This is a genomic window from Pseudomonas sp. HLMP (genome assembly GCF_046365545.1).
GTDB classification, from domain to species: Bacteria; Pseudomonadota; Gammaproteobacteria; order Pseudomonadales; family Pseudomonadaceae; genus Aquipseudomonas; species Aquipseudomonas guariconensis_B.
In genome coordinates this window covers 1,358,571-1,383,941 of sequence record NZ_JBDLLR010000001.1, presented here as the reverse complement: position 1 = coordinate 1,383,941, position 25,371 = coordinate 1,358,571, and the positions used below count along the sequence as shown (strand labels likewise).

Genomic DNA, 25,371 nt, shown 5'->3' with positions numbered 1-25,371 from the left:
TCCACAGCCAGGCGCCAGGCAAAAAAAACGCCCCGGGCCAAAGACTACAGGCCAAGGGCGATGCGCAGGAACGCGAGACGGTTCGTTGAAACTCTTGCGACCGCAAGGCCGGTCAGGCCGATACCTCGCGGCGGCTGTGCTGCTGGGCATGCAAGCGGGCGAAAGCGCGGGCCAGGCGCAGGAGCATCTCGTCGATGTTGCCCTTGCTCACCGTCAGCGCCGGTGAGAAGCGCACCACGTCCGCCTGTGGGGCATTGAGCAGCAGTCCCTCGCGCAGCGCGGCCTCGACCAGATCACGGGCCAGGTCTTCGCGCAACTGCAAGGCCCAGAGCAGCCCCTGGCCACGTACCTCGCCCTGGCCATAGCGGCCAGCCAGGCGGCAGAGGCCATCGCGCAGGTGGCGGCCGCTGTCCTGCACATGCTCGAAGAAACCCGGCTCCAGCACGGTATCCAGCACTGCTAGGCCAGCGGCGCTCATCAAGGCATTGCCGTGGTGGCTGCCCTCCAGCTCGCCGGGCTCGGCGCAGCAGGCGTTGCCACGGGCCAGCAAGGCGGCCAATGGCACGCCACCGCCCAGGCCCTTGCCCAGGGTGACGATGTCGGCGCGCACACCGTAGGTCCGCTCGGCCAACAGGGCACCGCAGCGGCCAATGCCGGTCTGGACTTCGTCGAGAATCAGCAGGATGCCCAGTTCACGGCACAGTTGCTCGACACCCTTGAGGTATTCGCGGGTCGCCGGGACCACCCCCGCCTCCCCCTGGATCGGTTCGAGCATGATCGCCACGGTGCGCGAGTCCACCGCCGCGTGCAGGGCAGCCAGGTCGTTGAACGGCACCTTGCTGAAGCCCGGCAGGCCAGGTTCGCAGCGGTTGCACGGCAACGGGTCGGAGGCCGACAGCGCCCCCAGGCTCCGCCCATGGCAGCCCTGGCTGGCAGTGATGATGTGATAGGCACCATTGCGATGCAGCTGGCCCCACTTGCGGGCCAGCTTGATCGCCCCTTCGCAGGCTTCGGCGCCGCTGTTGAGCAGGTACGCCTGGTCGCTGCCGGTGCTCTGGCACAGCCGCTCGACCAGCTCCAGCAGGCTCCGGCTGTGAAAACCCGCACCCGGGTTGATCAGCGCCTGGGCCTGGTTGCCCAGCGCCTTGGCCAGCACGCCTGGGCTGTGACCGAGGCTGTTGACCGCACAACCCTGGGTGAAATCCAGGTAGGCATGCCCTTCGCTGTCCCACAGCCACGAGCCCTGCCCCCGCACGAAGACCTGCTCAGCCCGTTGCGCGCTCGCCATCAGGTGCTCGCGAGCCAGTTGCGGCACCGCCGGCTCGGCCACTGGGGCACGCTTGGGCTCGGCGGCCACCGGGGGCGAGCGGCGCAGGTTGAACAGGTTCATCGGGGCTCCAGCCAATCACGGTCAGGGTGGTCAAGGCCCCGGTCGATGTGCCGGAGGGTTTATATTCTGCCTTGCCTATCAAAAGTCTTTTTCATCCAGGGTAACAATCACTGTAATGATCGCTGTAAGCCGCTGGAATACGGGATAGACTAGGCGTCACGGCGCGTTGCGGCCATTCCGTTTTTTCAGCTTTTTCGATAAGTATTGCTTATGGATTTTCGTCAGTTGCGTTATTTCGTCGCGGTGTACGAAGAAGGCCACGTAGGCCGTGCCGCCGAACGCCTGTCCCTGTCCCAGCCGGCGCTGTCGCAGCAGATCCGCCAGCTCGAGCACAGCCTCGACCTGAGCCTGTTCGAACGCAGCAACAAGCGGCTGCTGCCGACCCTTGCCGCCCATACCCTGTACAACCACGCCCTGCCGCTGCTCGACGGCCTGCAGCGGGCCCACGACGCCATGCGCAGCTTCAAGGGCCAGTCCCTGCGTACCCTGGCCATCGGCGTGTTGCAGACGGTACGGCCGAGCCTGGTACCGCAACTGCTGGAGCGCGTGCGCCGAGCCCAGCCGCACCTGGTGGTGCAGATCTACGAGTTGTCGGGGCTGGAGATCGAGCGGCGCCTGCTCAACGGCAGCCTGGACATCGGCATCAGCTACCTGCCGCCGCGCCAACCGGGGTTGCATGGTTTGCTGCTGTACGAAGATGAGCTGCAGCTTGTCATCCCCGACACTCACCCCCTGAAGGACTTCAAGAAGGTCTCGATCCGCCAGGCAGCCGAACTGCCGATGCTGATGCTTGGTGAGGAGTTCCAGATCCGCCAGATCTGGCAGGCGCAACTGGCCAACCTCGGCCGCAGGCCGCAGGTGCAAGCGGAGATGAACAACATGGGCGGGATTCTCGACAGCCTCGCCCATACGGCGCTGGCGACCATCCTGCCTGGGCGCGCCAAAGATGCTGCCGAGGACGACCAGCCCTTGCTGTGGAAGCCTCTGAGTGAACCGCGGGTGCCGCTGAAGGTCGGCCTGGTGTTTCGCGATGTGCAGCGCCAGCAAGCCTCGGTGGAGTTGCTGCGCACGCTGCTGGAGGAAGAGACCGATGCCCGCCAGTTGGGCGTTTCGCCCCTGGACGTACTCGGTTGAACAATCTGCAGACGAAGAAAACCCCGCCTAAGCGGGGTTTTCCAGACTGTTTCCCTTGACATCCTTATCGCCCCGCCACCCTGGCAGGAAATCCTACGTTGTCCCTGTTCTGTCCATTGCGCATCCTGCGCTACGTCCATGTGAGAAAGATTAACAGTGGATCCAATCCTAGGAAAGGGGAGAAAAGTCACCACGCGATGTAGGAAAAAGCTTACAAAAAACATCCGGTATTAGGGCTGCCTTGCAGCCCCGCGTTATCTCAGAACTGCCCCGCATCCAGCAGGTACAGCGTTTCGCTCCCCGCCTTCACCGAGGCCACCAGCGAATGCACACGCGGCAGCAGGCGAGCGAAGTAGAAACGCGCAGTCCCCAGCTTGCCAGCATAGAACGCCTCGTCACCTTCGCCAGCCAACGCCGCCCGGGCCATCAGCGCCCACATGTAGGCATAGGCCACGTAGCCGAAGGCGTGCAGGTATTCCACCGAGGCGGCACCGATCTCGTTGGGATTGCCCTTGGCCCGCTCCAGCACCCAGGCGGTCAGCTCATCGAGCTGATCCAGGGAAGCCGCCAGCGGCTTGGCGAACGCTTCCAGGTCACTGCCGGCACCGGCGATGAACTGGCGGATCTCGTCGGAGAACAGGCGGTAGAACGCCCCACCGCTGCCGACCACCTTGCGGCCCATCAGGTCCAGGGCCTGGATACCGTTGGTGCCCTCGTAGATCTGGGTGATGCGCACGTCACGCACCAGTTGCTCCTGGCCCCACTCGCGGATGTAGCCGTGGCCGCCGAACACCTGCTGGCCATGCACCGCGCACTCCAGGCCCAGGTCGGTGAGAAACGCCTTGGCCACTGGCGTCAGCAGCGCCACCATCTCCTCGCTGCGCTTGCGGGTGGTGGCATCTTCGCTGTACTTGGCGCTGTCCAGTTGCATGGCCACATAGGTGGAGAACGCACGACCACCTTCGATCAGCGCCTTCATGGTCAGCAACATACGACGCACGTCTGGGTGGACGATGATCGGGTCGGCCTGCTTGTCCTTGGCCTGCGGGCCCGTGGGCGCGCGGCTCTGCTGGCGCTCGCGGGCGTACTCGACGGCGTTCTGGTAGGAGCGCTCGGCCGACGCCAGGCCCTGGATGCCAACCCCCAGGCGCTCGTAGTTCATCATGGTGAACATGGCCGCCAGGCCCTTGTTCGGCTCACCCACCAGGTAACCGGTGGCGCCGTCGAAGTTCATCACGCAGGTGGCCGAGGCCTGGATGCCCATCTTATGTTCGATCGAACCGCAGTTGGCCGGGTTGCGCGCACCCAGGCTGCCGTCTTCGTTGACCAGGAACTTCGGCACCAGGAACAGCGAGATGCCCTTGGGCCCTGCCGGTGCGTCCGGCAGCTTGGCCAGCACCAGGTGGATGATGTTCTCGGTCAGGTCGTGTTCGCCGCCGGTGATGAAGATCTTGGTGCCGCTGACCTTGTAGCTGCCATCGGCCTGGGGCTCGGCCTTGGTGCGGATGATGCCCAGGTCGGTGCCGGCGTGGGGCTCGGTCAGGCACATGGAGCCAGCCCAGATGCCGGCGTACAGGTTGGGCAGGTACTTTTCCTTCAGCGCCTCGCTGGCATGGGCGTTGATCGACAGGCAGGCCCCGGCGGTCAGCATCGGGTACAGGCCGAAGGCCAGGCTGGAGGCGTTGACCATCTCCTCGACCTGGGCGGAAATCGCCTTGGGCATGCCCATGCCGCCGAACAGCGGGTCGCCACCCACGCCGACCCAGCCGCCTTCGGCGTAGGTCTTGTAGGCCTCGATGAAACCGGCTGGGGTACGCACGGCACCGTTGTCCCAATGGCAGCCTTCCTCGTCGCCGGCACGGCTCAGCGGAGCGATGGTCTTGCCGGTCACCTTGCCCGCCTCCTCCAGCACGGCCATGGCGGTTTCTTCGTCGACCGCCTCGGCCAGGCCAGGCAGTTGCGACCAGAGCCTGGCCACCTCGAAGACTTCATTCAGGACGAAGCGCATATCGCGCAGGGGCGCTTTATAGTCAGCCATCACAACCTCTCGCTATCAGGGGCGGGGCGATCCTGGAGGACCGCGGCACGGGGTTGGAAGGAGTGTAACCGAACAACTTTTGCGAGACATAGGGTCATCAACAGACCGCATGGTCTCATTCAGTCACGCCATGCGCACCGCCCCACGCTTCGACTGCTGACCGCAAACCATGACGCAGTTACGCCCCGCGCCCTTGGCGCTGTAGAGCGCCTGGTCGGCCGACTTGAGCACGGCATCCGGATTACGGTGTTCGGCCTGGCGTTCGGCGACGCCGATACTGATGGTCACCGAGACCGTGCTGCCAGCAGCCGCGCCACGGCGCTGGCGCCCCGCCGAGTCATCCTGGGGCCGGTTCTGCGGGTCGCGCAACTGGATCGCATAATTGGCGATCACCTCCCGCACCGCCTCCAGGTGCGGTACGCACTCCTCGGCACTCTTGCCTGCGAACACCAGGGCGAACTCCTCGCCACCGTAGCGGTAGGCCCGCCCACCACCCGTCACCCGCGCCAGCCGGCTGGCGACCAGGCGCAGCACTTGGTCGCCGACATCGTGGCCATGGGTGTCGTTGAATTTCTTGAAGTGGTCCACGTCGGTCATGGCGATCACGTAGTTGCGCCCCAGGCGTTGCATCCGCTCGTTCAGCGCACGGCGGCCCGGCAGCCCGGTCAGCTCGTCGCGAAACGCCATCTGGTAGGCCTCGTGGGCTACCGCCGCGGCGATCATCAGCATCACCTGGCTGCACATGATGTTCAGGGTGAAAGGCAGGATGAAGGTCTTGGGCAGCATCCAGAAGATGCCGACCAGGCCGATGATCTGCGCCGCATGCAGGGGCCTGGGCTGGCGCAGGTACTGCACCACCAGGAGGATGAAAATGCCCAGGAACAGCGGATAGGCGATCTGGATCAGGCTCATCCACTGACCGTGCAGCGACGGCCAGCGGATCTCCGCCAACCACGCCAGCAATGCCTCGGGGTAACGCTGCTCCAGCGCCAGCGCCACGCTGCCGACGGCGAACAGCACGGCGAAGCGGGCGAGCATGTCCTGGGCCAGATGGGTGCGCTCTTGCCAGGCGCCGAACAGGCCGAACAAGGCGGGCAGCAACAGGCAGACCAGGTGAAAGACCACTGCCGCGTCCTCACGAACCCGGCCATGGTCGCGGTAGAAGTCGGTCTGGGTATCGAGCAGGAAATAAGCGATATACACCGTGACCATCAGGAACAGTTCGCGCTGACGGCGATACACCGCGCAGTAGGCGCCACCCAGCAACAGGACCAGGGTGGGCAGGACATTGAACAGCGAAGTGAAGAAGACGTTGAGGTCTCTTACGTAAGCCGCCGCGAGCCCCGACAGCAACAGGATCAGTGAAGGCAGGAAGTGGCTCGTGCGTACAGCGGATAGACGAAACAAGAGAAATCTCCGACCCGGCAGATCGATAATGGCATTGTGCCTCTAGCTCATCGGCAGCGCACATGAATAGATGAATGCATTGAGTGCCGGCTGGAGCGCGAAGCGACCCCAAATGACAGCCCAAGGCTCAACCGGGCGAATTCCAGACGAAAAAAACCGCCTGCCGGTGAAGGCAGGCGGTTTTTCTCTACAGCCGGTTGGCTTAGCAGGACAGACCGAAGTCTTCTTCCTTCATGGCCATCAGGTTGTCGGCACCGGACAGGATCGCCGCCACATGGGCGCGGGTGCGCGGCAGGATGCGCTGGTAGTAGAAGCGTGCAGTCTGCAGCTTGGCGGTGTAGAACGCCTCCTCGCTGGTGCCGGCGGCCAGTTTCTCGGCGGCCAGGCGGGCGATGTCGGCCCAGAAGTAGGCCAGGCAGGCGTAACCGGAGTACATCAGGTAGTCCACCGAGGCGGCACCGACTTCCTCGCGGTCCTTCATCGCCGCCATGCCGATCTTCATGGTCAGCTCGCCCCACTCCTTGTTCAGCGCAGCCAACGGCTCGACGAACGCCTTGATGGCCTCGTTGCCTTCCTGGGCCTGGCAGAACTTGTGGACGATCTTGGTGAAGCCCTTGAGCGCCTCGCCCTGGGTCATCAGCACCTTGCGGCCGAGCAGGTCCAGGGCCTGGATGCCGGTGGTGCCTTCGTACAGCATGGAGATACGGCTGTCGCGCACGTTCTGCTCCATGCCCCACTCGGCGATGAAGCCATGGCCGCCGTAGATCTGCACGCCATGGTTGGCGGCCTCGAAGCCGACCTCGGTCATGAAGGCCTTGGCGATCGGGGTCATGAAGGCCAGCAGGGCGTCGGCCTTCTTACGAGCCTCTTCGTCCTGGCTGTACTTGACGATGTCCACCTGCTTGGCGGTGAAATAGACCATGGCGCGGTTGCCTTCGGCGAAGGCCTTCATGGTCAGCAGCATGCGCCGCACGTCCGGGTGCACGATGATCGGGTCGGCGGCCTTGTCCGGCGCCTTCGGGCCGGTCAGGGAACGCATCTGCAGGCGCTCGCGGGCATACTTCAGGCCACCCTGGAAGGCCACCTCGGCATGGGCCAGGCCCTGCAGCGCGGTGCCCAGGCGGGCGGTGTTCATGAAGGTGAACATGCAGTTCAGGCCCTTGTTGGCAGGGCCGATCAAGAAGCCGGTGGCGCCGTCGAAGTTCATCACGCAGGTGGCGTTGCCGTGGATGCCCATCTTGTGCTCGATGGAGCCGCAGGACACGGCGTTGCGCTCACCCACGCCACCTTCGGCGTTGGGCAGGAACTTGGGCACGATGAACAGCGAGATGCCCTTGGTGCCGGCCGGGGCATCGGGCAGGCGGGCCAGGACGATATGGACGATGTTGTCGGCCATGTCGTGCTCGCCGGCGGAGATGAAGATCTTGGTGCCGGAAACCTTGTAGGAACCATCGGCCTGGGGCTCGGCCTTGGTGCGCAGCATGCCCAGGTCGGTGCCGCAGTGTGGCTCGGTCAGGCACATGGTGCCGGTCCACTCGCCAGTCACCAGCTTGCTCAGGTAGGTGTGCTGCTGCTCGGCGGTGCCGTGGGCCGACAGGGTGTTCATGGCTCCGTGGGACAGGCCCGGGTACATGCCCCAGGACCAGTTCGCCTCGCCGACCATCTCGCTGATGGCCAGGCCCAGGGACTCCGGCAGGCCCTGGCCGCCGTGCTCGACGTCATGGGCCAGGCTCGGCCAGCCGCCTTCGACGAACTGCTTGTAGGCTTCCTTGAAGCCAGTAGGGGTCTTCACGCCCGACTCGCTCCAGGTGCAGCCTTCCTGGTCGCCGACACGGTTCAGCGGAGCCAGTACCTGCTCACAGAACTTCGCGCCTTCCTCGAGGATCGCGTCGACCATGTCGGGCGTGGCGTCCTGGCAGCCCGGCAGGCTCTGATAGTGCGCTTCAAAGCCGAGCAGCTCGTCGCGAACGAAGCGAATATCACGCAAGGGGGCTTTGTAATCAGGCATAGCGATGAACCTCTGTGATGAGTCCGGTGGGGAGACCGCTGGTACCGACCAGCTCTTGCCGGCTTTCGGTCAAACAGTTGTTTGAAACTTACGTTTAGCTCCGGGCAATGTCAAGGATGGACTATGGTGCCATTCATGCCGCGAAACATGGCATACACGCCAATCGGCTGCACGAGCGCCTTGTGTTTCCCGCTGCGGGGAGAGCGACTTGGCAACGGCGTTGTCTGGGCGGGCGCATTCGCGGCGGTTCGGCGCCCCGACAGGGGCACGCATCCTGTGTCATGCCAAGGCTTTGGGGAGCCGGCTTGCCGGCGATGGGCGGCAGCCCAGGGAAAGGCAAGTCAGGCGTAGGTGTCGATGAACCGACCGAGCATTTCGTCCGAAGCCTTGGCGACTTTCACGCCCAGTTCGACTTCATGCTTGCCCAGCGCCAGTTGCACGGTGCTGGTGGCCAGGTCCATCTGCTGGCTGCGGTCGACCGCACGCAGGCGTTCGGCCTGATAGTCGCTGGTCTGACTGGTGGCGGCACGCTCTACGGTGCCGTTGGCGATCTGGCTGGCGGCCGGGTCGATGCGCTGCTGGCCGGCCTGGATGGCGCCAAGGCCTGCGTAATAGGCAGAGCTACCGGTGATTTCCATGTCAGGACTCCGAGGACGCGGGATGATGAAACAGGCCTCATTAAAGCAGTTGAGGGGTAAAAAGGCCCGTTTAAATGACTAATAGCCTAGTGCCATCCAATAGACCGGCAATATTCCTGGCCCTCCAGTGGGGTTGACACACGCTGGGGCCGCTGCGCGGCCCCAATAGGGCTAATCCAGCAAATCCAGCTGCAGATGCGCCGCCACCGCGTCGGCACTGGCCACCTTCAGCCTCGGCACCCGCCCCAGGCAAGGTGCTGGCAGCCGCTCGGCCAAGCTGGCGAGGTTCTCCTCCAGCCGTGAGGTACGCGGATCGACGATGTTGGCCACCCAGCCGGCCAACTGCAGCCCATCGCGCGCAATGGCCTCGGCGCTGAGCAGGGCATGGTTGATGCACCCCAGGCGCACCCCCACCACCAAGATCACCGGCAGCTTCAAGGCGATCGCCAGGTCCGACAGGTTGGCCTGGCCCGACAACGGCACCCGCCAGCCCCCCGCGCCTTCCACCAAGGTGAAGTCGGCGCCCTGGGCCAACACCTGCTGCATGGCGGCCAGCAGCGTCGACACCTCCAGGCTCACCCCGGCCTCCCGCGCCGCCACGTGCGGGGCGATCGCCGGCTCGAAGGCGAATGGATTGACCTGCTCGTAGGGCAGCTTCACCGAACTTTCCGCGATCAGCGCCAGGGCATCGGCATTGCGCAAGCCTTTGGCGCCCAAGGTGCAGCCGGAGGCCACCGGCTTGGCGCCCAGGGTGCTCAGGCCCTGCGACCGCGCCGCGTGGAGCAATCCAGCGGCGATGGTAGTCTTGCCTACATCGGTGTCGGTGCCCGCGATGAAATAGGCCTGGCTCATCTCACGCCTCGTCTGCCATGGGTTTGCGCAACACGCCATAGACCACCTGGTAGGTGGCTGGCAGGCCTTCGGGCTGGCGGAAGCGCTCATAGGCCTGCAGCAGGCCCTGCATCCGCGCCCGCCCGGTCAGCCCGGACGGCCGGCCGGGATTGAGGTTGTGCGCCCCCAGGGCCTTGAGTTCGTGGGTCAGGCTGCGCACGTCCGGGTAGTGCAGTACCTGAGGGCGCCGCTCCAGGCCAAGCACCCGCAACCCGCTCTCGCCACACAGCCGCTGGTAGTCCTCGAAACACCGGAAGCGATTGACGTGGACCAGGCCATCCACGGCCTGCCAACTGGCGCGCAGCTCGTCGAGGGTACCGACGCACAAGCTGCTGAAGGCCAGCACGCCACCCGGGCGCAGCACCCGCCGCGCCTCACCCAGCACACTGGCGAACTGGCCGCACCATTGCACCGCCAGGCTGGAGAACACCAGGTCGACGCTTTCATCGCGCAACGGCAGGCGCTCGGCGTCGCCTGCCACGTGATAGCCGGCGCCGCCCTGCTCACGGGCATGGCGCAACATGCCTTCGGCAATGTCCACCGCCACGCCGGTCGCCGTGTCGAAGCGCTCGGCCAGGGCACGGCTGAAGTGGCCCGTGCCACTGCCCAGGTCGAGCCAGTGCGACGGTGCCAGGTCGTCCGGCAACCGGTCGAGCAGGGCCAGGCCCACAGCCCGCTGCAGGGCCGCCACGCTGTCATAGCTGGCCGCCGCGCGGGAGAACGAGGCCGCCACCTGGCGCTTGTCCGGCAGCGTGCCGGGCAGGTTCGGACGGGAAAGGTCAGTCATCGCCACTCTCATGCAGGAAACTCTTGATGCCCGCCGCCAGCTCCTGTGGGTATTCCAGCAGGAAGGCGTGGGAACTGTCTTCGACCAGGCCGACTTCCACGTCCGGCAGCAGTTCGCTCAGGGCCTTGGCCACCTCCGCCGGGACCAGCGCATCGCTGCCGGCGAACAGGTGCAACTGGGGCCCGCCGTAGTGCTCCAGGGCAGTGCGTGTATCGAGGCTGGCCAAGAGCTCCAGGCCAGTGGCCAGGTACAGCGGGTCGGTGTCCGGCACACCGACACCCAACTGGCGCAGCAGGGTGCGCGGCATCTGTGCGCCTTCGCTGCATAGGGTACGAAAGCGCTTGAGGGTCACCTGGGGATGGCTGCGGCAACCGTCGAGAAAGGTACCGAAGGTGTCCACCGCCATGCCGTGGGGCCAATCCGGCCGGCAGACGAAGCTGGGGTTGCTGGCCAAGGTCAGCAGGCCGCAACAGTGGTCGCCGCGCTTGTGCGCAAGCAAGCTGGCGAGCATGCCGCCGAGCGACCAGCCGCCCAGCCAGGTGTCGTTGGGCAGCTTGCGGTCGAGGTACTCGACCCAGGCCTGGACATTGGCCTCGGCCAGCTCCGGCAGCGGCATCAGCTCGACCTGCAGGCGCGAGTCCTGGGCCCGCAGGCTTGCGGCCAGCGGTTCCAGCGAGGCAGTGCCCAGCCCCCAGCCGGGCAGGAGGATCAGTCGGTTACGCATCGGCGGACTCCAACGATGGATAGCATTCTGCCAATGCATTCAACAATAGCTGGACCTGAGCCTCACTGTGCGCCGCGCTCAGGGTCACGCGCAGACGGGCGGCACCGGCCGGCACGGTCGGCGGACGGATCGCGGTGACCAACAGCCCTCGCTCGCGCAACATCTGCGACAGGCGCAGGGCCCGTGCACTGTCGCCAACCAGGATGGGCTGGATCGGCGTCTGGCTGTCCATCAATTCGAGGCCGATCTGCTCGGCGCCCCGGCGGAACTGGCTGACCAGGGCAGCCAGGTGCTCGCGCCGCCAGGTTTCACGGCGCAACAGCTCCAGGCTCTTGAGCGTGGCACAGGCCAGCGCCGGTGGCTGGCTGGTGGTGTAGATATACGGTCTGGCGAACTGCACCAGGGCCTCGATCAGCGCCTCGCTGCCGGCCACGAAGGCACCCGCGGTGCCGCAGGCCTTGCCGAGGGTGCCGATCAATACCGGCACGTCGTCCAGTCCCAGGCCGAAATGCTCGACGACTCCGCCACCGTTGGCGCCAAGGGTGCCCAGGCCATGGGCGTCATCGACCATCAGCCAGGCGCCACGGGCCCGGGCGACCGCGGCCAGAGCCGGCAGGTCGGCCAGGTCGCCATCCATGCTGAAGACCCCGTCGGTGACCACCAGGGTATCGCCGCTGGCCTTGTCCAGGCGGCTGGCCAGGCTGGCCGGGTCGTTGTGCAGGTAACGGCTGAAGCGCGCACCACTGAGCAGCCCACCGTCGAGCAGCGAGGCATGGTTGAGGCGGTCCTGCAGCACGCTGTCGCCCTGCCCCACCAGCGCGGTGATGGCGCCGAGGTTGGCCATGTAGCCTGTGGAAAACAGCAACGCCCGTGGACGCCCGGTCAACTCGGCGAGCGCCTCTTCCAGCGCATGGTGCGGCGCGCTGTGGCCGATCACCAGGTGCGAGGCACCGCCACCGACGCCCCAGCGCTCGGCTCCGGCGCGCCAGGCGGCGATAACCTGCGGGTGGTTGGCCAGGCCCAGGTAGTCGTTACTGCAGAAGGCCAGCAGCCGCTGCCCATCGACCACCACCTCCGGCCCCTGGGGGCTTTGCAGTAGCGGCCGCTGCCGGTACAGGTCCGCGGCGCGCCGTTCGGCCAGGCGCGCCGCCAGGTCGAAGGCCATGTTCAGGCCGACGCGGCGTTGTAGAAGAGCTCGCTGCTACGCTGCTCGACCAGCGCCTGCTCGATGGCCGCCTGGTGCACTTCGTCGGCGTGCTCTTCGCGCGCCTGCGGCTGGATACCGAGGCGGGCGAACAGTTGCATGTCCTTGTCGGCCTGGGGGTTGGCGGTGGTCAGCAGCTTCTCGCCGTAGAAGATCGAATTGGCGCCGGCCATGAAGGCCAGGGCCTGCATCTGCTCGTTCATCTGCTCGCGGCCAGCGGACAGGCGCACATGGGACTTGGGCATGAGGATCCGCGCCACCGCCAGCATGCGGATGAAGTCGAACGGGTCCACGTCTTCCTCGTCGGCCAACGGCGTGCCGGCGACCTTGACCAGCATGTTGATCGGCACCGACTCGGGGTGCTCGGGCAGGTTGGCCAGCTGGATCAGCAGGCCGGCACGGTCATCGAGCGACTCGCCCATGCCGAGGATGCCGCCGGAGCAGATTTTCATGCCGGCATCGCGCACATAGGCCAGGGTCTGCAGGCGCTCGCCGTAGGTGCGGGTGGTGATGATGTTGCCGTAGAACTCCGGCGAGGTGTCGAGGTTGTGGTTGTAGTAGTCCAGCCCGGCCTCGGCCAGGGCCTGGGTCTGCTCGCGGTCGAGGCGGCCGAGGGTCATGCAGGTCTCCAGGCCCATGGCCTTGACCCCTTTGACCATCTCCAGCACGTAGGGCATGTCCTTGGCCGAGGGGTGCTTCCAGGCCGCGCCCATGCAGAAGCGGGTCGAACCGATGGCCTTGGCCCGGGCGGCCTCCTCCAGCACTTTCTGCACTTCCATCAGCTTCTGTTTTTCCAGCCCGGTGTTGTAGTGGCCGGACTGCGGACAATATTTGCAATCTTCCGGGCAGGCGCCGGTCTTGATCGACAGCAGGGTGGAAACCTGCACGCGGTTGGGGTCGAAGTGCGCGCGGTGCACGGTCTGCGCCTGGAACAGCAGGTCGTTGAACGGTTGCTGGAACAGCGCCTTGACCTCGGCCAGGGTCCAGTCGTGACGTGTTGTTGCAGTTGTGCTGGCGCTCATCGGCGTTTCCTTGTTTAGGCTCTGACTGGCGCCGGGACAGGCGCATCACGGATAGCCCGCATAGTCACGGAAGGCCCATGGACTGTCAACCACCACTCAAAACACTGGTTTACAAGTGTACAAATATCAACCAATACTGCTTGCTCTGCGACGAGCCCGCCGCACAGGCCTACCCCCTGTGCATGGCTTGCGAGCTGGAACTCCCCTGGCTGGACGAGCACTGCACCCGGTGCGCCCTGCCCTTGCCGATGGACGGCCTGACCTGCGGCCAATGCAGCCGCAGGCCCCCGGCGTTCGAACAGGCCGTGGCGGCCTGGCATTATGGCTTCCCGGTCGACACCCTGATCGCGCGCTTCAAGCACCACAGCCAATGGCCGCTGGGCCGGCTGATGGCCCAATTGTTGGGCCATGCCTTGCAGCACCGCTTCGCCCAGGGCCTGCCAAGGCCTGACCAGCTGTTGCCCGTCCCCCTGGGCATGCGTCGACTGCGCCAACGCGGCTTCAACCAGGCCGGCATGCTGGCCCGCTGGCTGTCCACGCAACTGGCCATCCCCAGCGATGACCAGCTGCTGCGAAGGGTGCGCGAGACACCTGCACAGCAGACCCTGGACGCCAAGGCACGCCAGCGCAACTTGCGCCAAGCCTTCACACTCGCCCCAGATGCCGCTGTGGAGGGCCAGCACCTGGCCCTGGTCGACGATGTGCTGACCACCGGCGCCACCGTCCAGGCCTTGGCGAGCCTGCTGCGCAAGGCCGGTGCGCGGCGGGTGGATGTGTACTGCCTGGCGCGCACGCCCAAGCCGGGGCAGGCATGAGCGGGTTGCCCGGCAGCACGGAACTTGACTTGCCCAGGAGCGGGAGGCACCGTCGCTGCATCGCCATCCGTTCCCGGCACTGCCCATGTCCCTACCCGCCCTGCTCACCCAGCACATCGCCCGCCGCCCACAACGCATCGCCCTGTTGCAGCACGTTGCCGAGCAAGGCTCGATCACCCGCGCCGCCAAGGCTGCCGGCATCAGCTACAAGGCCGCCTGGGATGCCATCGACGAACTCAACAACCTGGCCAGCCGCCCCCTGGTGGAGCGCAGCACCGGGGGCCGCGGCGGCGGTGGGGCGCGGCTGTCGGTCGAAGGTGAGCGGGTACTGCGCCTGTACCAGCGCCTGCAGGCCCTGCAAGCGGAAATCCTCGAGGCCGCCGAGGAGAGCAGCGACCTCGACCTGCTCGGCCGCCTGATGCTGCGCACCAGCGCGCGCAACCAGTTGCAGGGGAAGATCAGCGGCCTGCGTCGCGAGGGGCGGCATGACCGCGTCAGCCTCGACCTGGGCGCTGGCCTGGAAATCGAGGCGTTGATCACCCGGGGCAGCACCGAACGCCTGGAGCTTGGGCTGGGGACCACGGTGGTGGCCCTGCTCAAGGCCGGTTGGGTGCAGTTGCTCGGTGATGCCGACGAGGTCGAGGCTGGCAGCAATTGCCTGAAGGCCACGGTCGAGGAAGTGCTGGCGGATCAAGGCGGGCCCAGCGAGGTGCGCCTGGCGCTGGGCAATGGGCAGACCTTGTGTGCCTTCGCCGAAGTGGATTGGCTGGCACAAAGGAAGGTTGGCCAGGGTTGTGGAGTGAGGGTGCAGTTCCATCCGTCCCATGTGCTGCTTGGGGTGCCCGTGTAGCCTGGCCGTGCGCTGCGCGCCCGGTTCGCGGGCAAGCCCGCTCCCACAGGGACCGCACCACTCTCGAGATCACTGGGCTTGTCCCGCGAATGGCCTGCCTGGAATGCGCTACCATGCGCCCATGCCGTCCGCGCCCTGGAGCCTTCATGTCCCACCCCTTCGATACCCTCACCCCCGACCTGGTCCTGGATGCCGTGGAAAGCCTGGGCTTTCTCAGCGATGCCCGGGTCCTGGCGCTCAACAGCTACGAAAACCGCGTCTACCAGGTGGGCATCGAAGGGGAGCAACCGCTGGTCGCCAAGTTCTACCGCCCAGGCCGCTGGGATGATGCCGCGATCCTCGAGGAACACCGCTTCAGCAGCGAGCTGGCCGAGTGCGAAGTCCCCGTGGTCGCACCGCTGCAACACCAGGGCCGCAGCCTGTTCGAACATCGAGGCTTTCGTTTCGCCCTGTTCCCACGCCGGGGCGGCTACGCGCCAGAGCCCGGTAACCTCGACCAGCTCTACCGGCTCGGCCAGTTGCTCGGCCGTCTGCATGCCGTGGGCGCCGCACGCCCGTTCGAGCACCGCGAAAGCCTGACGGTGGACAACTTCGGCCATGCCTCGCTCGAGACCTTGCTGGCCGGCGACTTCATCCCAAAAGACCTGCTGCCGGCCTTCGAGTCCGTGGCCCGCGACCTGCTGCAACGGGTCGAGGCCCTCTATGCGCGAACCCCGCACCAGGTCATCCGCCTGCATGGCGACTGCCACCCCGGCAACCTGATGTACCGCGACGAAACCTTCCATATCGTCGACCTGGACGACTGCCGCATGGGCCCGGCCGTGCAGGACCTGTGGATGATGCTCGCCGGTAGCCGCGAGGAGCGCCTGGGCCAGTTGGCCGAGCTGATCGACGGCTACAACGAGTTCCACGACTTCGACCCGCGCGAGCTGGCCCTGATCGAGCCGCTGCGTGCCCTGCGCCAGTTGCACTACAGCGCCTGGCTGGCCCGGCGCTGGGACGATCCGGCGTTTCCGCCGAGCTTCCCCTGGTTCGGCCAGCCACGCTATTGGGGCGACCAGATCCTCGCCCTGCGCGAGCAGATCGCCGCCCTGGATGAAGAACCCCTGAAATTGTTCTAGAACCCCAAGCCGGTCTGTCTACAATAGGCATGCTGTATTTAGCTACCTAAGCAAGGAATCTGCATGCACGCTGCAAACCCGCGTCGCGGGTACATCCTGGGCCTTGGCGCCTATATCATCTGGGGTTTGTTCCCCTTGTACTTCAAAGCCATCCAGAACGTCCCGGCGGTGGAAATCATCGTCCATCGGGTGCTCTGGTCGGCGCTGTTTGGCTCGCTCCTGCTGCTGGTGTGGAAGCACCCCGGCTGGTGGCGCGAACTGCGTGACAACCCACGTCGCCTGGCGGTCCTGGCCCTGAGCGGCGCCTTGATCGCCGGCAACTGGCTGACCTACGTGTGGGCCGTGAACAATGGCCGCATGCTCGAAGCCAGCCTGGGCTACTACATCAATCCGCTGGTCAACGTGCTGCTGGGCATGCTCTTGCTCGGCGAACGCCTGCGCCGCCTGCAATGGCTGGCGGTGGGGCTGGCGGCGGTAGGCGTGGCCCAGCAGGTCTGGCAGGTCGGCAGCCTGCCCTGGGTATCGCTGGTGCTGGCGCTGTCGTTTGGCTTCTATGGCCTGATCCGCAAGCAGGCGCCGGTGGCGGCCCTGCCCGGCCTGGTGGTGGAAACCTGGATGCTGGTGCCCCTGGCCGCCGGCTGGCTGCTCCTGCACCCGGCCGCGAGCAGCGCCCAGGGCGACTTCTACACCAGCAGCGAAGCCCTCTGGCTGATGGCTGCAGGCCCGGTCACCCTGGTGCCGCTGGTGTGCTTCAACGCCGCCGCCCGTCACCTGCCCTATACCACCCTGGGCTTCCTGCAATACCTGGCACCGACCCTGGTGCTGCTGCAGGCGGTGTTGCTGTTCGGCGAGCACCTGTCGTCCAGCACCTTGCTGGCCTTCATGTTCATCTGGGCGGGCCTGGCGATCTACAGCGTCGATGCCTGGTTGAGCCTGCGCAAGCGGGCTTGATCAAGAAACGATCAAAACTCTGCAGGCCACGGAATACTTGGCCTGCAGCAAGGTCTCCAAAGGTTATCCACACCCTCGTCCCCGTGCTTTGTGCACAAGCGGATGATTTCTGGACGTTTTTTGCTCAAAACCGGGGAGGCCGCGCCGCTTCTGGGCTGCAGGCGAACGCCCCCAGGTTATCCACAGCGCCGTCCCCGCGAAACCGGGATAACCCATTCCCCGGCTTTCCGGCGATGGGACGCGAAGCGGCCCTGATGACAATGCACTATTCCTCCGGCCGCAGCTTCAGTTCGACCATCAGGTCATCCGCCAGGCTCTCCAGCCGCTGCTGCAGTTCATCCAGCGACAGCGTCAGGGGCAGCGCCAGCAGCGCATCGGCATGGAACAACGGCTCGCTGCTCATCGGCGCAGGCCGTACCTCGGTGGTGAAACGCTCAAGGTTGACCCCCTGCTCAGCCAGCAAGCGGGTAATATCGCGCACGATGCCCGGCCGGTCGTTGCCCACCAGCTCCATGGCGATCGGCTTCCAGGTGCAGGACGGCTCGATGCCACTTTCGGCGATCAGCACGCGGATATCATGGCTGGCCAGCCCATGCAGGGCTTCCACCAGGTCGTCATAGGATTCGGCCGGCACCGCCACCCGCAGGATCCCGGCGAACTGCCCGGCCATCCGCGACATGCGACTCTCCAGCCAGTTGCCATTATGCTCGGCGATACATTGAGCGATGCGTTCGACCTGCCCGGCCTTGTCGGGGGCGATCACTGTCAGTACGAGATGGTCCACGGGCCGCTCCTCTACGCTGTTTTCAATCGCCGGCGCCGCCGCGCGCGGCGAAATACGGGGGATCGAATCAGTATAGGCAAGGCGCGGCAACCTGCCGCAGGGCGGTTCGCACAGCTAATCGTGTACTGTTTCAAGATTTATCTGGAACAATCCACCTGTTTTTTGCGAACATAATGCCTCCCAGCGTGACCCGATGCGGCCTCTTGGTCGCACAGCGACGCTTTTAGTCTGATTTTCACCTGCCTGCTGCTTCATGTAGTATGCGCCGGCGCGGACTACAAAACGTCGTTTGGATGTCTGCCAAGGCGCCTGTGAAAATACGCAACCGCCCGCCGGCCCGTCTGGCAGGCCGCACCCAGCCGCGCTCGGGGTTATACGACGAGGGCAAGTACTGGTGCCGTGTTTAGAGAAGCGCTACAGGCTTAATACAGAAGAGCGAAATAGCTGAGCAGAGTGAGGCAAGCAATGACTGAACACGTTCAAGTCGGTGGCCTTCAGGTCGCCAAGGTCCTGTACGACTTCGTCAACGACGAAGCCATTCCAGGGACCGGCATCGTCGCCGAGCAGTTCTGGGCCGGTGCGGAAAAGATCATCAACGACCTCGCTGCAAAGAACAAAGCCCTGCTCGCCAAGCGCGACGAACTGCAAGCCAAGATCGACGCCTGGCACCAAGCGCGCAAAGGCCAGGCCCACGATGCCGCGGCCTACAAGAGCTTCCTCCAGGAAATCGGCTACCTGCTGCCCCCGGTCGACGACTTCCAGGCCACCACCCAGAACGTGGACGAAGAGATCGCCCGCATGGCCGGCCCACAGCTGGTGGTGCCGGTGATGAACGCCCGCTTCGCCCTCAACGCCGCCAACGCCCGCTGGGGTTCGCTGTATGACGCGCTGTACGGCACCGATGCCATCAGCGAAGAAGGCGGCGCCGAGAAAGGCCCGGGCTACAACAAGGTCCGTGGCGACAAGGTCATCGCCTTCGGCCGCGCCTTCCTCGACGAAGCCGCGCCCCTGGCCGCCGGCTCCCACGTCGACTCCACCGGCTACCGCATCGAAGGCGGCAAGCTGGTCGTCGCCCTCAAGGGCGGCAGCAACAGCGGCCTGCGCGACGACGCCCAACTGATCGGCTACCACGGCGACGCCGCGGCTCCGACCGCCATCCTGCTCAAGCACAACGGCCTGCACTTCGAGATCCAGGTCGATGCCAGCACGCCGGTCGGCAGCACCGATGCCGCGGGCGTCAAGGACATCCTGATGGAATCGGCGCTGACCACCATCATGGACTGCGAAGACTCGGTCGCCGCCGTCGATGCCGACGACAAGGTCCTGGTCTATCGCAACTGGCTGGGCCTGATGAAGGGCGACCTGGCCGAGAACGTGACCAAGGGTGGCAAGACCTTCACCCGTACCATGAACCCGGACCGCGAATACACCGCGCCAAACGGCGGCAGCGTCACCCTGCACGGCCGCTCGCTGCTGTTCGTGCGTAACGTTGGCCACCTGATGACCAACCCGGCGATCCTCGACGCCCAGGGCAACGAGATCCCCGAAGGCATCCAGGACGGCCTGTTCACCAGCCTGATCGCCCTGCACAACCTCAAGGGCAACACCAGCCGCAAGAACAGCCGCACCGGCAGTGTCTACATCGTCAAGCCGAAGATGCACGGCCCCGAGGAAGTGGCCTTCGCCGCCGAGATCTTCAGCCGTGTCGAAGACCTGCTGGGCATGCCACGCAACACCCTGAAGGTCGGCATCATGGACGAGGAGCGCCGCACCACGGTCAACCTCAAGGCCTGTATCAAGGCCGCCGCCGAGCGCGTGGTGTTCATCAACACCGGCTTCCTCGACCGCACCGGCGACGAGATCCACACCTCCATGGAAGCCGGCGCCGTGGTGCGCAAGGGCGCCATGAAGAACGAGAAGTGGATCGGCGCCTACGAGAACAACAACGTCGACATCGGCCTGGCCACCGGCCTGCAAGGTCGCGCGCAGATCGGCAAGGGCATGTGGGCCATGCCCGACCTGATGGCCGCCATGCTCGAGCAGAAGATCGCTCACCCGCTGGCCGGAGCCAACACCGCCTGGGTACCATCGCCAACCGCCGCCACCCTGCATGCCCTGCACTACCACAAGGTCGACGTGCAGGCGCGCCAGGCGGAACTGGCCAAGCGTACCCCGGCATCGGTGGACGATATCCTGACCATCCCGCTGGCCGCCGACACCAACTGGTCGGCCGAGGAGATCCGCAACGAGCTGGACAACAATGCCCAGGGCATCCTCGGCTACGTGGTGCGCTGGATCGACCAGGGCGTGGGTTGCTCCAAGGTGCCGGACATCAACGACGTCGGCCTGATGGAAGACCGCGCCACCCTGCGGATTTCCGCCCAGTTGCTGGCCAACTGGCTGCGCCATGGCATCGTCAGCCAGGAGCAGGTCATGGAAAGCCTCAAGCGCATGGCCGCGGTGGTGGACAAGCAGAACGCCGGTGACGCCCAGTACCGCCCGATGGCGCCGAACTTCGACGACAACGTCGCGTTCCAGGCGGCAGTCGAGCTGGTGGTCGAGGGTGCCAAGCAGCCGAATGGCTATACCGAGCCGGTGCTGCACCGTCGTCGCCGCGAGTTCAAGGCGCGTAATGGGCTGTAAGCAACATCTTCGTACCGGGGGCCGCGTTGCGGCCCCACTTGGATGAATCTACTCGATCCCCAGCTCCTTCCTCACCAGTTCCAGCACCCTCCCCAAGTCCACCGGCTTGAGCAAAAAATCCACCACTCCCAGGTGCATCACGTCCACCGCCTCCTTCACATCGGTGTCGCCCGACACCACGATGATCGACAGCGCCGCCCGCTCCGATTCACGAATTCGCCGGATCAGTTCCAGGCCATCCGTGGGCGCCATGCGCAAATCGGTGATCACCAGGCCGATACGGGGGTTGCGCTTGAGTTGCCGGAGCGCCGCCGCGACCCCCTCGGCGTCGACACACTCGATCCCCTTGCTCTTCAGGTAAAGGCACAACGCCTCGCGACTGAGCGCGTTGTCGTCCACCACCAGCACCTGCTGGGCCGGTGCAGGAGGGGCAGTCACCACGGCCAATGCTTCGCGCTCGGCGTCACTCAGGATGTCTTCATGCTCGACCATGTCCATCTCGTCAAAAAAATCCCACTTACCCAGTTCAGACCGCAAAACAACGCTATGCAAGCTGCCTTTTGTCGGCTATTTGACACCCGACACATTCCGGCAGGTCGCACCGCGTCCTATAGACTTACGTCCAATGGGCACCACAGGGCTGCCGGCCGACCATGGAGCCTTAGAACAACAAGGTCGGCGTCTACTTACGCCGACACACCTATGCGGTAGTTCCATGAGCAAAAAGGACGCCTACAGCCAGGCCGGCAGAACGGCGGTGCTGCAGAACATTCAAGGTACCCTGCAGTTCCTCCAGCGTTTTCCGCCCTTCAACCAGATGGAGCACAGCCACCTGGCCTACCTGGTGGAGCAATGCCAACTGCGCTTCTACGCCAGCGGCGAAAGCATCATCAAGCCCGCCGACGGCCCGGTGGAGCACTTCTACATCGTCAAGCAGGGCCGTGTGATCGGCGAACGCCAGCACGTCACCAAGCCTGGTGTGGAGACCACCTTCGAGATCGCCAGTGGCGAATGCTTCCCCCTGGCCGCCCTGCTCGGCGAGCGGGCCACCCGCACCGAACACCTGGCCGGCGAGGACACCTTCTGCCTGCAACTGGACAAGGCCGCCTTCATCCGCGTGTTCTCCCTCTCGGAGGCCTTTCGCGACTTCGCCCTGCGCGGCGTCAGCAGCCTGCTCGACCAGGTCAACCAGCAGGTTCGCCAGCGCGCCGTGGAAACCCTGGGCAACCAGTATTCGCTGAACACGCCTTTGGGCGAACTGGCCATGCGCCACCCGGTGGTCTGCGCCCCGGACATGCCCCTGCGCGAGGCCGTGCACCTGATGCATGAACAGCAGGTCGGCAGCATCGTCATCGTCGATCCGCAGCGTTTCCCGATCGGCATCTTCACCCTGCGCGACCTGCGCCAGGTGGTGGCCGATGCCAGCGCCGAGCTGTCCGCGCCGATCGATCGCTACATGACGGCCAAGCCGTTCTACCTGAGCCCCCAGGCCAGCGCCTTCGACGCCGCCATGGCCATGACCGAGCGGCACATCGCCCACGTCTGCCTGGTGGAGAACCTGCGCCTGTGCGGCGTGATTTCCGAGCGCGACCTGTTCTCCCTGCAGCGGGTCGATCTGGTTCACCTGGCCCGCACCATCCGCCACGCACCACGCCTGGACACCCTGGTGTCGCTGCGCGGCGAGATCGGCCAACTGGTCGAGCGCATGCTGGCCCACGGCGCCTCCTCGACCCAGATCACCCAGATCATCACCCTGCTCAACGACCACACCGTGTGCCGGGTGATCGAGCTGGCCCTGGCCGAGCGCGGCGACCCTGGCGTGCCGTTCAGCTGGTTGTGCTTCGGCAGCGAAGGGCGGCGCGAGCAGACCCTGCACACCGACCAGGACAACGGCATTCTCTTCGACGCCCGCGACAGCGCCGAGGCCGACGCGATCCGCGCACGCCTGCTGCCGTTGGCCCAATACATCAACCAGTGCCTGGCCCAGTGCGGGTTCAGCCTGTGCAAGGGCAACGTCATGGCCGGCAACCCCGAGCTGTGCCTGTCTCGCAGCGAATGGGCGCGGCGCTTCGCCGGCTTCATCCGCGAGGCCAGCCCCGAGAACCTGCTCGGCTCGAGCATCTACTTCGACCTGCGGGTGGTCTGGGGCGACGAACAGGGCTGCGCGCAGTTGCGCCAGGGGATCCTCGAGCAGGTCCAGGGCAACCGCCTCTTCCAGCGCATGATGGCCAACAACGCCCTGCGCCAGCGCCCGCCCGTGGGGCGCCTGCGCGAATTCGTGCTGACCCGCCAGGGCAACGACAAGACCGCCACCCTCGACCTCAAGGTCCAGGGCCTGACGCCCTTCGTCGATGGCGCGCGGCTGCTGGCCCTGGCCAACGGCATCGAGGCTTGCAACACCCTGGAGCGCCTTCGCCAGCTGGTGGCCCGGGGTGTCATCGACCCGCTCGATGGCGCCGCCTACGAGGAGGCCTACCACTTCATCCAGCAGACCCGCATGCAACAGCACCAGCGCCAGACCCGCGACAACCTGCCCTACTCCAACCGGCTCGACCCGGACAGCCTCAACCACCTGGACCGGCGCATCCTGCGCGAGTCCCTACGCCAGGCCCAGCGCCTGCAGAGCAGCCTGGCCCTGCGGTACCAGCTATGAATCTGTTCGCCTGGCTGCGCCCGCCCTCGCCCGCCCTGGACGACCACCTGCGCCAACGCCTGGCACGCCTGCCCAAGGCCCCGGCCCTGAGCGTGAAATCGCTGCGCGAACAACGCTGGGTGGTGCTCGACCTGGAAACCAGCGGCCTGAACGTCAACCGCGACCAGGTGCTGTCGATCGGCGCCGTGGCCATCGAGGACGGCGCCATCGATTTCCGCCAGCAGTTCGAACGCACCCTGCACCGCCCGGACCAGAAGACCAACCCCAGCGTGCTGATCCATGGCCTTGGGCCCAGCGCCTTGGCCGCTGGCTGCGATCCGGCCGAGGCCCTGCTCGACTTGCTGGCGTTCATCGGCGACAGCCCCGTGCTCGCCTTCCATGCCCCCTTCGACCAGCGCATGCTGGCCCGGGCCCTGAAAGACAGCCTCGGCTATCGTCTGCAGCACCCCTTCTTCGACGTGGCCGAACTGGCGCCGATGCTCAACCCTGACACCGTATTGCGCGAGGCCAGCCTCGACGACTGGATCGCACGCTTCGGCCTGCAGGTGGAAGAACGCCACCACGCCAGCGCCGATGCCCAGGTCACCGCCGAACTGGCGCTTATCCTGTTCAGCCAGGCCCGCCGCCAGCAGCTCGACAGCCCGCTGCAACTGAACTTGCGCCTGCAGCAGTGGCGTCGGCGCAACGCCCAGCATCAGGGTGGGTGATGGCAATCCGATAAGCGTCAATTGCACCGCGCCCCTAAGCTCTGCGACAATCGCGAATAATTATCGTTAGTTAACGCATTCGTTCCGGGGGGACGCTTCTTGTCGTCTGCGCAGAGCCCACACGCCGAGCTGGTCGGTACGCTGTACCGCGATCATCGCGGCTGGCTGCTGGCCTGGCTGCAACGCAGCACCGCCTGCCGCCAGCGCGCCGAAGACCTGAGCCAGGACACCTTCGTGCGCCTGCTCGGCCGCGAGCAACTGGCCGCGCCCCGCGAACCCCGCGCCTTCCTCGTGGCAGTGGCCAAGGGGCTGCTGTTCGACCACTTCCGCCGCGCGGCCCTGGAACAGGCCTACCTGGCGGAGCTGGCACGCCTGCCGGAGGCCGAGCAACCGTCCCCGGAAGCCCAGCACCTGATCCTCGAAGACCTCAAGGCCATCGACCGCCTGCTCGGCAAGCTGTCGAGCAAGGCGCGCGCGGCCTTCCTGCACAACCGCCTGGACGGCATGGGCCATGCCGAGATCGCCGAACGCCTGGGGGTTTCGGTGTCGAGGGTGCGCCAGTACATCGCCCAGGCCATGCGCCAGTGCTACGTCGCGCTCTACGGGGAGCCGACGTGAATACCACGCCGGTCTCGGCCAAGGTCCTGGATGCCGCCATTGCCTGGAAGCTGTGCCTTGACGAAGGCAACGGCAGCCCCGACGAGCGCAGCGAATTCATGCGCTGGCATGCCGCCAGCGAGGAGCATGCCCGCGCCTGGCGCCAGTTGGGCATGCTCGACCAGCGTGTCAGTGCCGCCGCCGGCCCTGCGCGCCATGCCCTGCTGCAGTCGCGCGCCGGCCTGCGGCGGCGGATCGCCAAGCTCGGCGGTGGGCTGGCCGGCATGCTGCTGGTGGGCGTGCTGCTGGCCTGGGCCGGCGCACCGTCGCTGTCGCCGGGCTACTGGCTGGCCGACCAGCGCACCGGCACCGGCGAACTGCGCACCCTGCGCCTGGAGGACGGCACCCTGCTGAGCCTGAACACCCATACCGCGGTGGACATCGACTATGCCGGCGAACAGCGGCTGATCGTCCTGTACCAGGGGGAGATTTCCGTCGAAACCGGCCACCAGGACAGCCGCCCGTTGCTGGTGCGCACCGACGACGGCCGCCTGCGGCCGCTGGGTACACGCTTCTTGGTCAAGCGCGAGGAGCAGGGTACCCGCCTGGAGGTGCTGCAAGCCTCGGTCGCCGCACGCCCGTCGAACAGCGGCGACGAGCAGGTCCTGCGCGAGGGCCAGCAGGTACTGATGACCAGCGACGGTCTCGGCCAGGTCAACCCAGTGGCCAGCGGCGCTGATGCCTGGACCCACGGCATGCTGGTGGTGGACAACGTACGCCTGGCCGACCTGGTGGCCGAGCTTGGCCGTTACCGCAAGGGGCACCTGGGCGTCGCCGCCGAAGTCGCCGACCTGCGGGTGACCGGCAGCTTCCCACTGACCGACACCGACCTGGCCCTGGCCTCGCTGCTGCCGGCACTGCCGGTGAAGATCGAGCGGCATACACCCTGGTGGGTGACAGTGGTCAAAAAATAAACACCCGCGGTATTGGGGCTGCGTTGCAGCCCC

General features: G+C 65.9%; 22 protein-coding genes. 10 read left to right on the top strand and 12 right to left on the bottom strand.

From position 1 onward, the window contains the following. Positions 1–112 precede the first annotated feature (112 nt). Complete coding sequence (locus ABFA30_RS06535; RefSeq protein WP_253090720.1) at positions 113–1,390, bottom strand: aspartate aminotransferase family protein; 1,278 nt, start codon at positions 1,388–1,390, stop codon at positions 113–115. A gap of 210 nt (positions 1,391–1,600) precedes the next feature. Between ABFA30_RS06535 and ABFA30_RS06530 the strand changes: the two genes are divergently transcribed. Further along, the gene (locus ABFA30_RS06530; RefSeq protein ID WP_253090719.1) at positions 1,601–2,524 is read left to right on the top strand and encodes a LysR family transcriptional regulator; all 924 of its coding nucleotides are present in this window, start codon (positions 1,601–1,603) and stop codon (positions 2,522–2,524) included. A gap of 259 nt (positions 2,525–2,783) precedes the next feature. Here ABFA30_RS06530 and ABFA30_RS06525 read toward each other — a convergent pair whose 3' ends face one another. From ABFA30_RS06525 to bioB, 9 genes are all read right to left on the bottom strand, one after another. Beyond that, the gene (locus ABFA30_RS06525; RefSeq protein WP_410045250.1) at positions 2,784–4,562 is read right to left on the bottom strand and encodes an acyl-CoA dehydrogenase C-terminal domain-containing protein; all 1,779 of its coding nucleotides are present in this window, start codon (positions 4,560–4,562) and stop codon (positions 2,784–2,786) included. Between the two features lie 123 nt (positions 4,563–4,685). Then, positions 4,686–5,969: a sensor domain-containing diguanylate cyclase gene (locus ABFA30_RS06520; protein ID WP_253080205.1), complete on the bottom strand. Its 1,284-nt coding sequence runs from the start codon at positions 5,967–5,969 to the stop codon at positions 4,686–4,688. Positions 5,970–6,171: 202 nt separating this feature from the next. After that, positions 6,172–7,977, bottom strand: coding sequence for a phenylacyl-CoA dehydrogenase (locus ABFA30_RS06515; RefSeq protein ID WP_225786478.1), 1,806 nt, complete (start codon positions 7,975–7,977; stop codon positions 6,172–6,174). Positions 7,978–8,318: 341 nt separating this feature from the next. Beyond that, positions 8,319–8,615 carry a pyrroloquinoline quinone biosynthesis protein PqqE gene (locus ABFA30_RS06510; protein ID WP_225786479.1) on the bottom strand — a complete coding sequence of 99 codons (297 nt, stop codon included), beginning with the start codon at positions 8,613–8,615 and terminating at the stop codon, positions 8,319–8,321. A gap of 171 nt (positions 8,616–8,786) precedes the next feature. Beyond that, complete coding sequence (bioD, locus tag ABFA30_RS06505; protein WP_225786480.1) at positions 8,787–9,467, bottom strand: dethiobiotin synthase; 681 nt, start codon at positions 9,465–9,467, stop codon at positions 8,787–8,789. 1 nt (position 9,468) lies between these two features. Beyond that, positions 9,469–10,293: a malonyl-ACP O-methyltransferase BioC gene (bioC, locus tag ABFA30_RS06500; RefSeq protein WP_253090717.1), complete on the bottom strand. Its 825-nt coding sequence runs from the start codon at positions 10,291–10,293 to the stop codon at positions 9,469–9,471. Continuing rightward, complete coding sequence (locus tag ABFA30_RS06495; RefSeq protein ID WP_253090716.1) at positions 10,286–11,017, bottom strand: alpha/beta fold hydrolase; 732 nt, start codon at positions 11,015–11,017, stop codon at positions 10,286–10,288. The genes bioC and ABFA30_RS06495 overlap by 8 nt, the downstream gene beginning before the upstream one ends. Further along, the gene (gene bioF / locus ABFA30_RS06490) at positions 11,010–12,182 is read right to left on the bottom strand and encodes an 8-amino-7-oxononanoate synthase (RefSeq protein WP_253090715.1); all 1,173 of its coding nucleotides are present in this window, start codon (positions 12,180–12,182) and stop codon (positions 11,010–11,012) included. The genes ABFA30_RS06495 and bioF overlap by 8 nt, the downstream gene beginning before the upstream one ends. A 2-nt stretch (positions 12,183–12,184) precedes the next feature. Beyond that, positions 12,185–13,243, bottom strand: a complete 1,059-nt coding sequence (gene bioB / locus ABFA30_RS06485) for a biotin synthase BioB (RefSeq protein ID WP_225786484.1) — start codon at positions 13,241–13,243, stop codon at positions 12,185–12,187. Positions 13,244–13,320: 77 nt separating this feature from the next. On the opposite strand from bioB, the gene ABFA30_RS06480 reads away from it, so the two are divergent. From ABFA30_RS06480 to rarD, 4 genes are all read left to right on the top strand, one after another. Then, complete coding sequence (locus ABFA30_RS06480; protein WP_225786485.1) at positions 13,321–14,058, top strand: ComF family protein; 738 nt, start codon at positions 13,321–13,323, stop codon at positions 14,056–14,058. An 85-nt stretch (positions 14,059–14,143) separates the two neighbouring features. Further along, positions 14,144–14,908, top strand: coding sequence for a TOBE domain-containing protein (locus ABFA30_RS06475; RefSeq protein ID WP_225786486.1), 765 nt, complete (start codon positions 14,144–14,146; stop codon positions 14,906–14,908). A 146-nt stretch (positions 14,909–15,054) separates the two neighbouring features. Continuing rightward, entirely contained in the window at positions 15,055–16,029 is a 975-nt protein-coding gene (locus ABFA30_RS06470) for a serine/threonine protein kinase (RefSeq protein WP_225786487.1), read from the top strand. Between the two features lie 63 nt (positions 16,030–16,092). Further along, positions 16,093–16,980: an EamA family transporter RarD gene (gene rarD / locus ABFA30_RS06465; RefSeq protein ID WP_225786488.1), complete on the top strand. Its 888-nt coding sequence runs from the start codon at positions 16,093–16,095 to the stop codon at positions 16,978–16,980. Positions 16,981–17,245: 265 nt separating this feature from the next. Here the strand turns inward: rarD and ABFA30_RS06460 are convergent, their stop codons facing one another. Then, positions 17,246–17,764, bottom strand: a complete 519-nt coding sequence (locus ABFA30_RS06460) for a glycine cleavage system protein R (protein ID WP_225786489.1) — start codon at positions 17,762–17,764, stop codon at positions 17,246–17,248. A 465-nt stretch (positions 17,765–18,229) separates the two neighbouring features. On the opposite strand from ABFA30_RS06460, the gene ABFA30_RS06455 reads away from it, so the two are divergent. After that, a complete protein-coding gene (locus ABFA30_RS06455; protein WP_225786490.1) occupies positions 18,230–20,407 on the top strand; it encodes a malate synthase G in 2,178 nt (725 codons plus the stop codon). Positions 20,408–20,455: 48 nt separating this feature from the next. Here ABFA30_RS06455 and ABFA30_RS06450 read toward each other — a convergent pair whose 3' ends face one another. Next, entirely contained in the window at positions 20,456–20,899 is a 444-nt protein-coding gene (locus tag ABFA30_RS06450) for a response regulator (RefSeq protein WP_410045249.1), read from the bottom strand. A 223-nt stretch (positions 20,900–21,122) separates the two neighbouring features. Between ABFA30_RS06450 and ABFA30_RS06445 the strand changes: the two genes are divergently transcribed. From ABFA30_RS06445 to ABFA30_RS06430, 4 genes are all read left to right on the top strand, one after another. Further along, complete coding sequence (locus tag ABFA30_RS06445) at positions 21,123–23,060, top strand: DUF294 nucleotidyltransferase-like domain-containing protein (RefSeq protein WP_253090713.1); 1,938 nt, start codon at positions 21,123–21,125, stop codon at positions 23,058–23,060. Beyond that, a complete protein-coding gene (locus tag ABFA30_RS06440; RefSeq protein WP_225786493.1) occupies positions 23,057–23,767 on the top strand; it encodes a PolC-type DNA polymerase III in 711 nt (236 codons plus the stop codon). The genes ABFA30_RS06445 and ABFA30_RS06440 overlap by 4 nt, the downstream gene beginning before the upstream one ends. 99 nt (positions 23,768–23,866) lie before the next feature. Next, on the top strand, positions 23,867–24,385 hold the full coding sequence (locus tag ABFA30_RS06435; RefSeq protein ID WP_225786494.1) for an RNA polymerase sigma factor: 519 nt from the start codon (positions 23,867–23,869) through the stop codon (positions 24,383–24,385). Then, positions 24,382–25,338, top strand: a complete 957-nt coding sequence (locus ABFA30_RS06430) for a FecR domain-containing protein (protein ID WP_253080212.1) — start codon at positions 24,382–24,384, stop codon at positions 25,336–25,338. Before ABFA30_RS06435 ends, ABFA30_RS06430 begins: the two co-directional genes overlap by 4 nt. Positions 25,339–25,371: the final 33 nt, after the last annotated feature.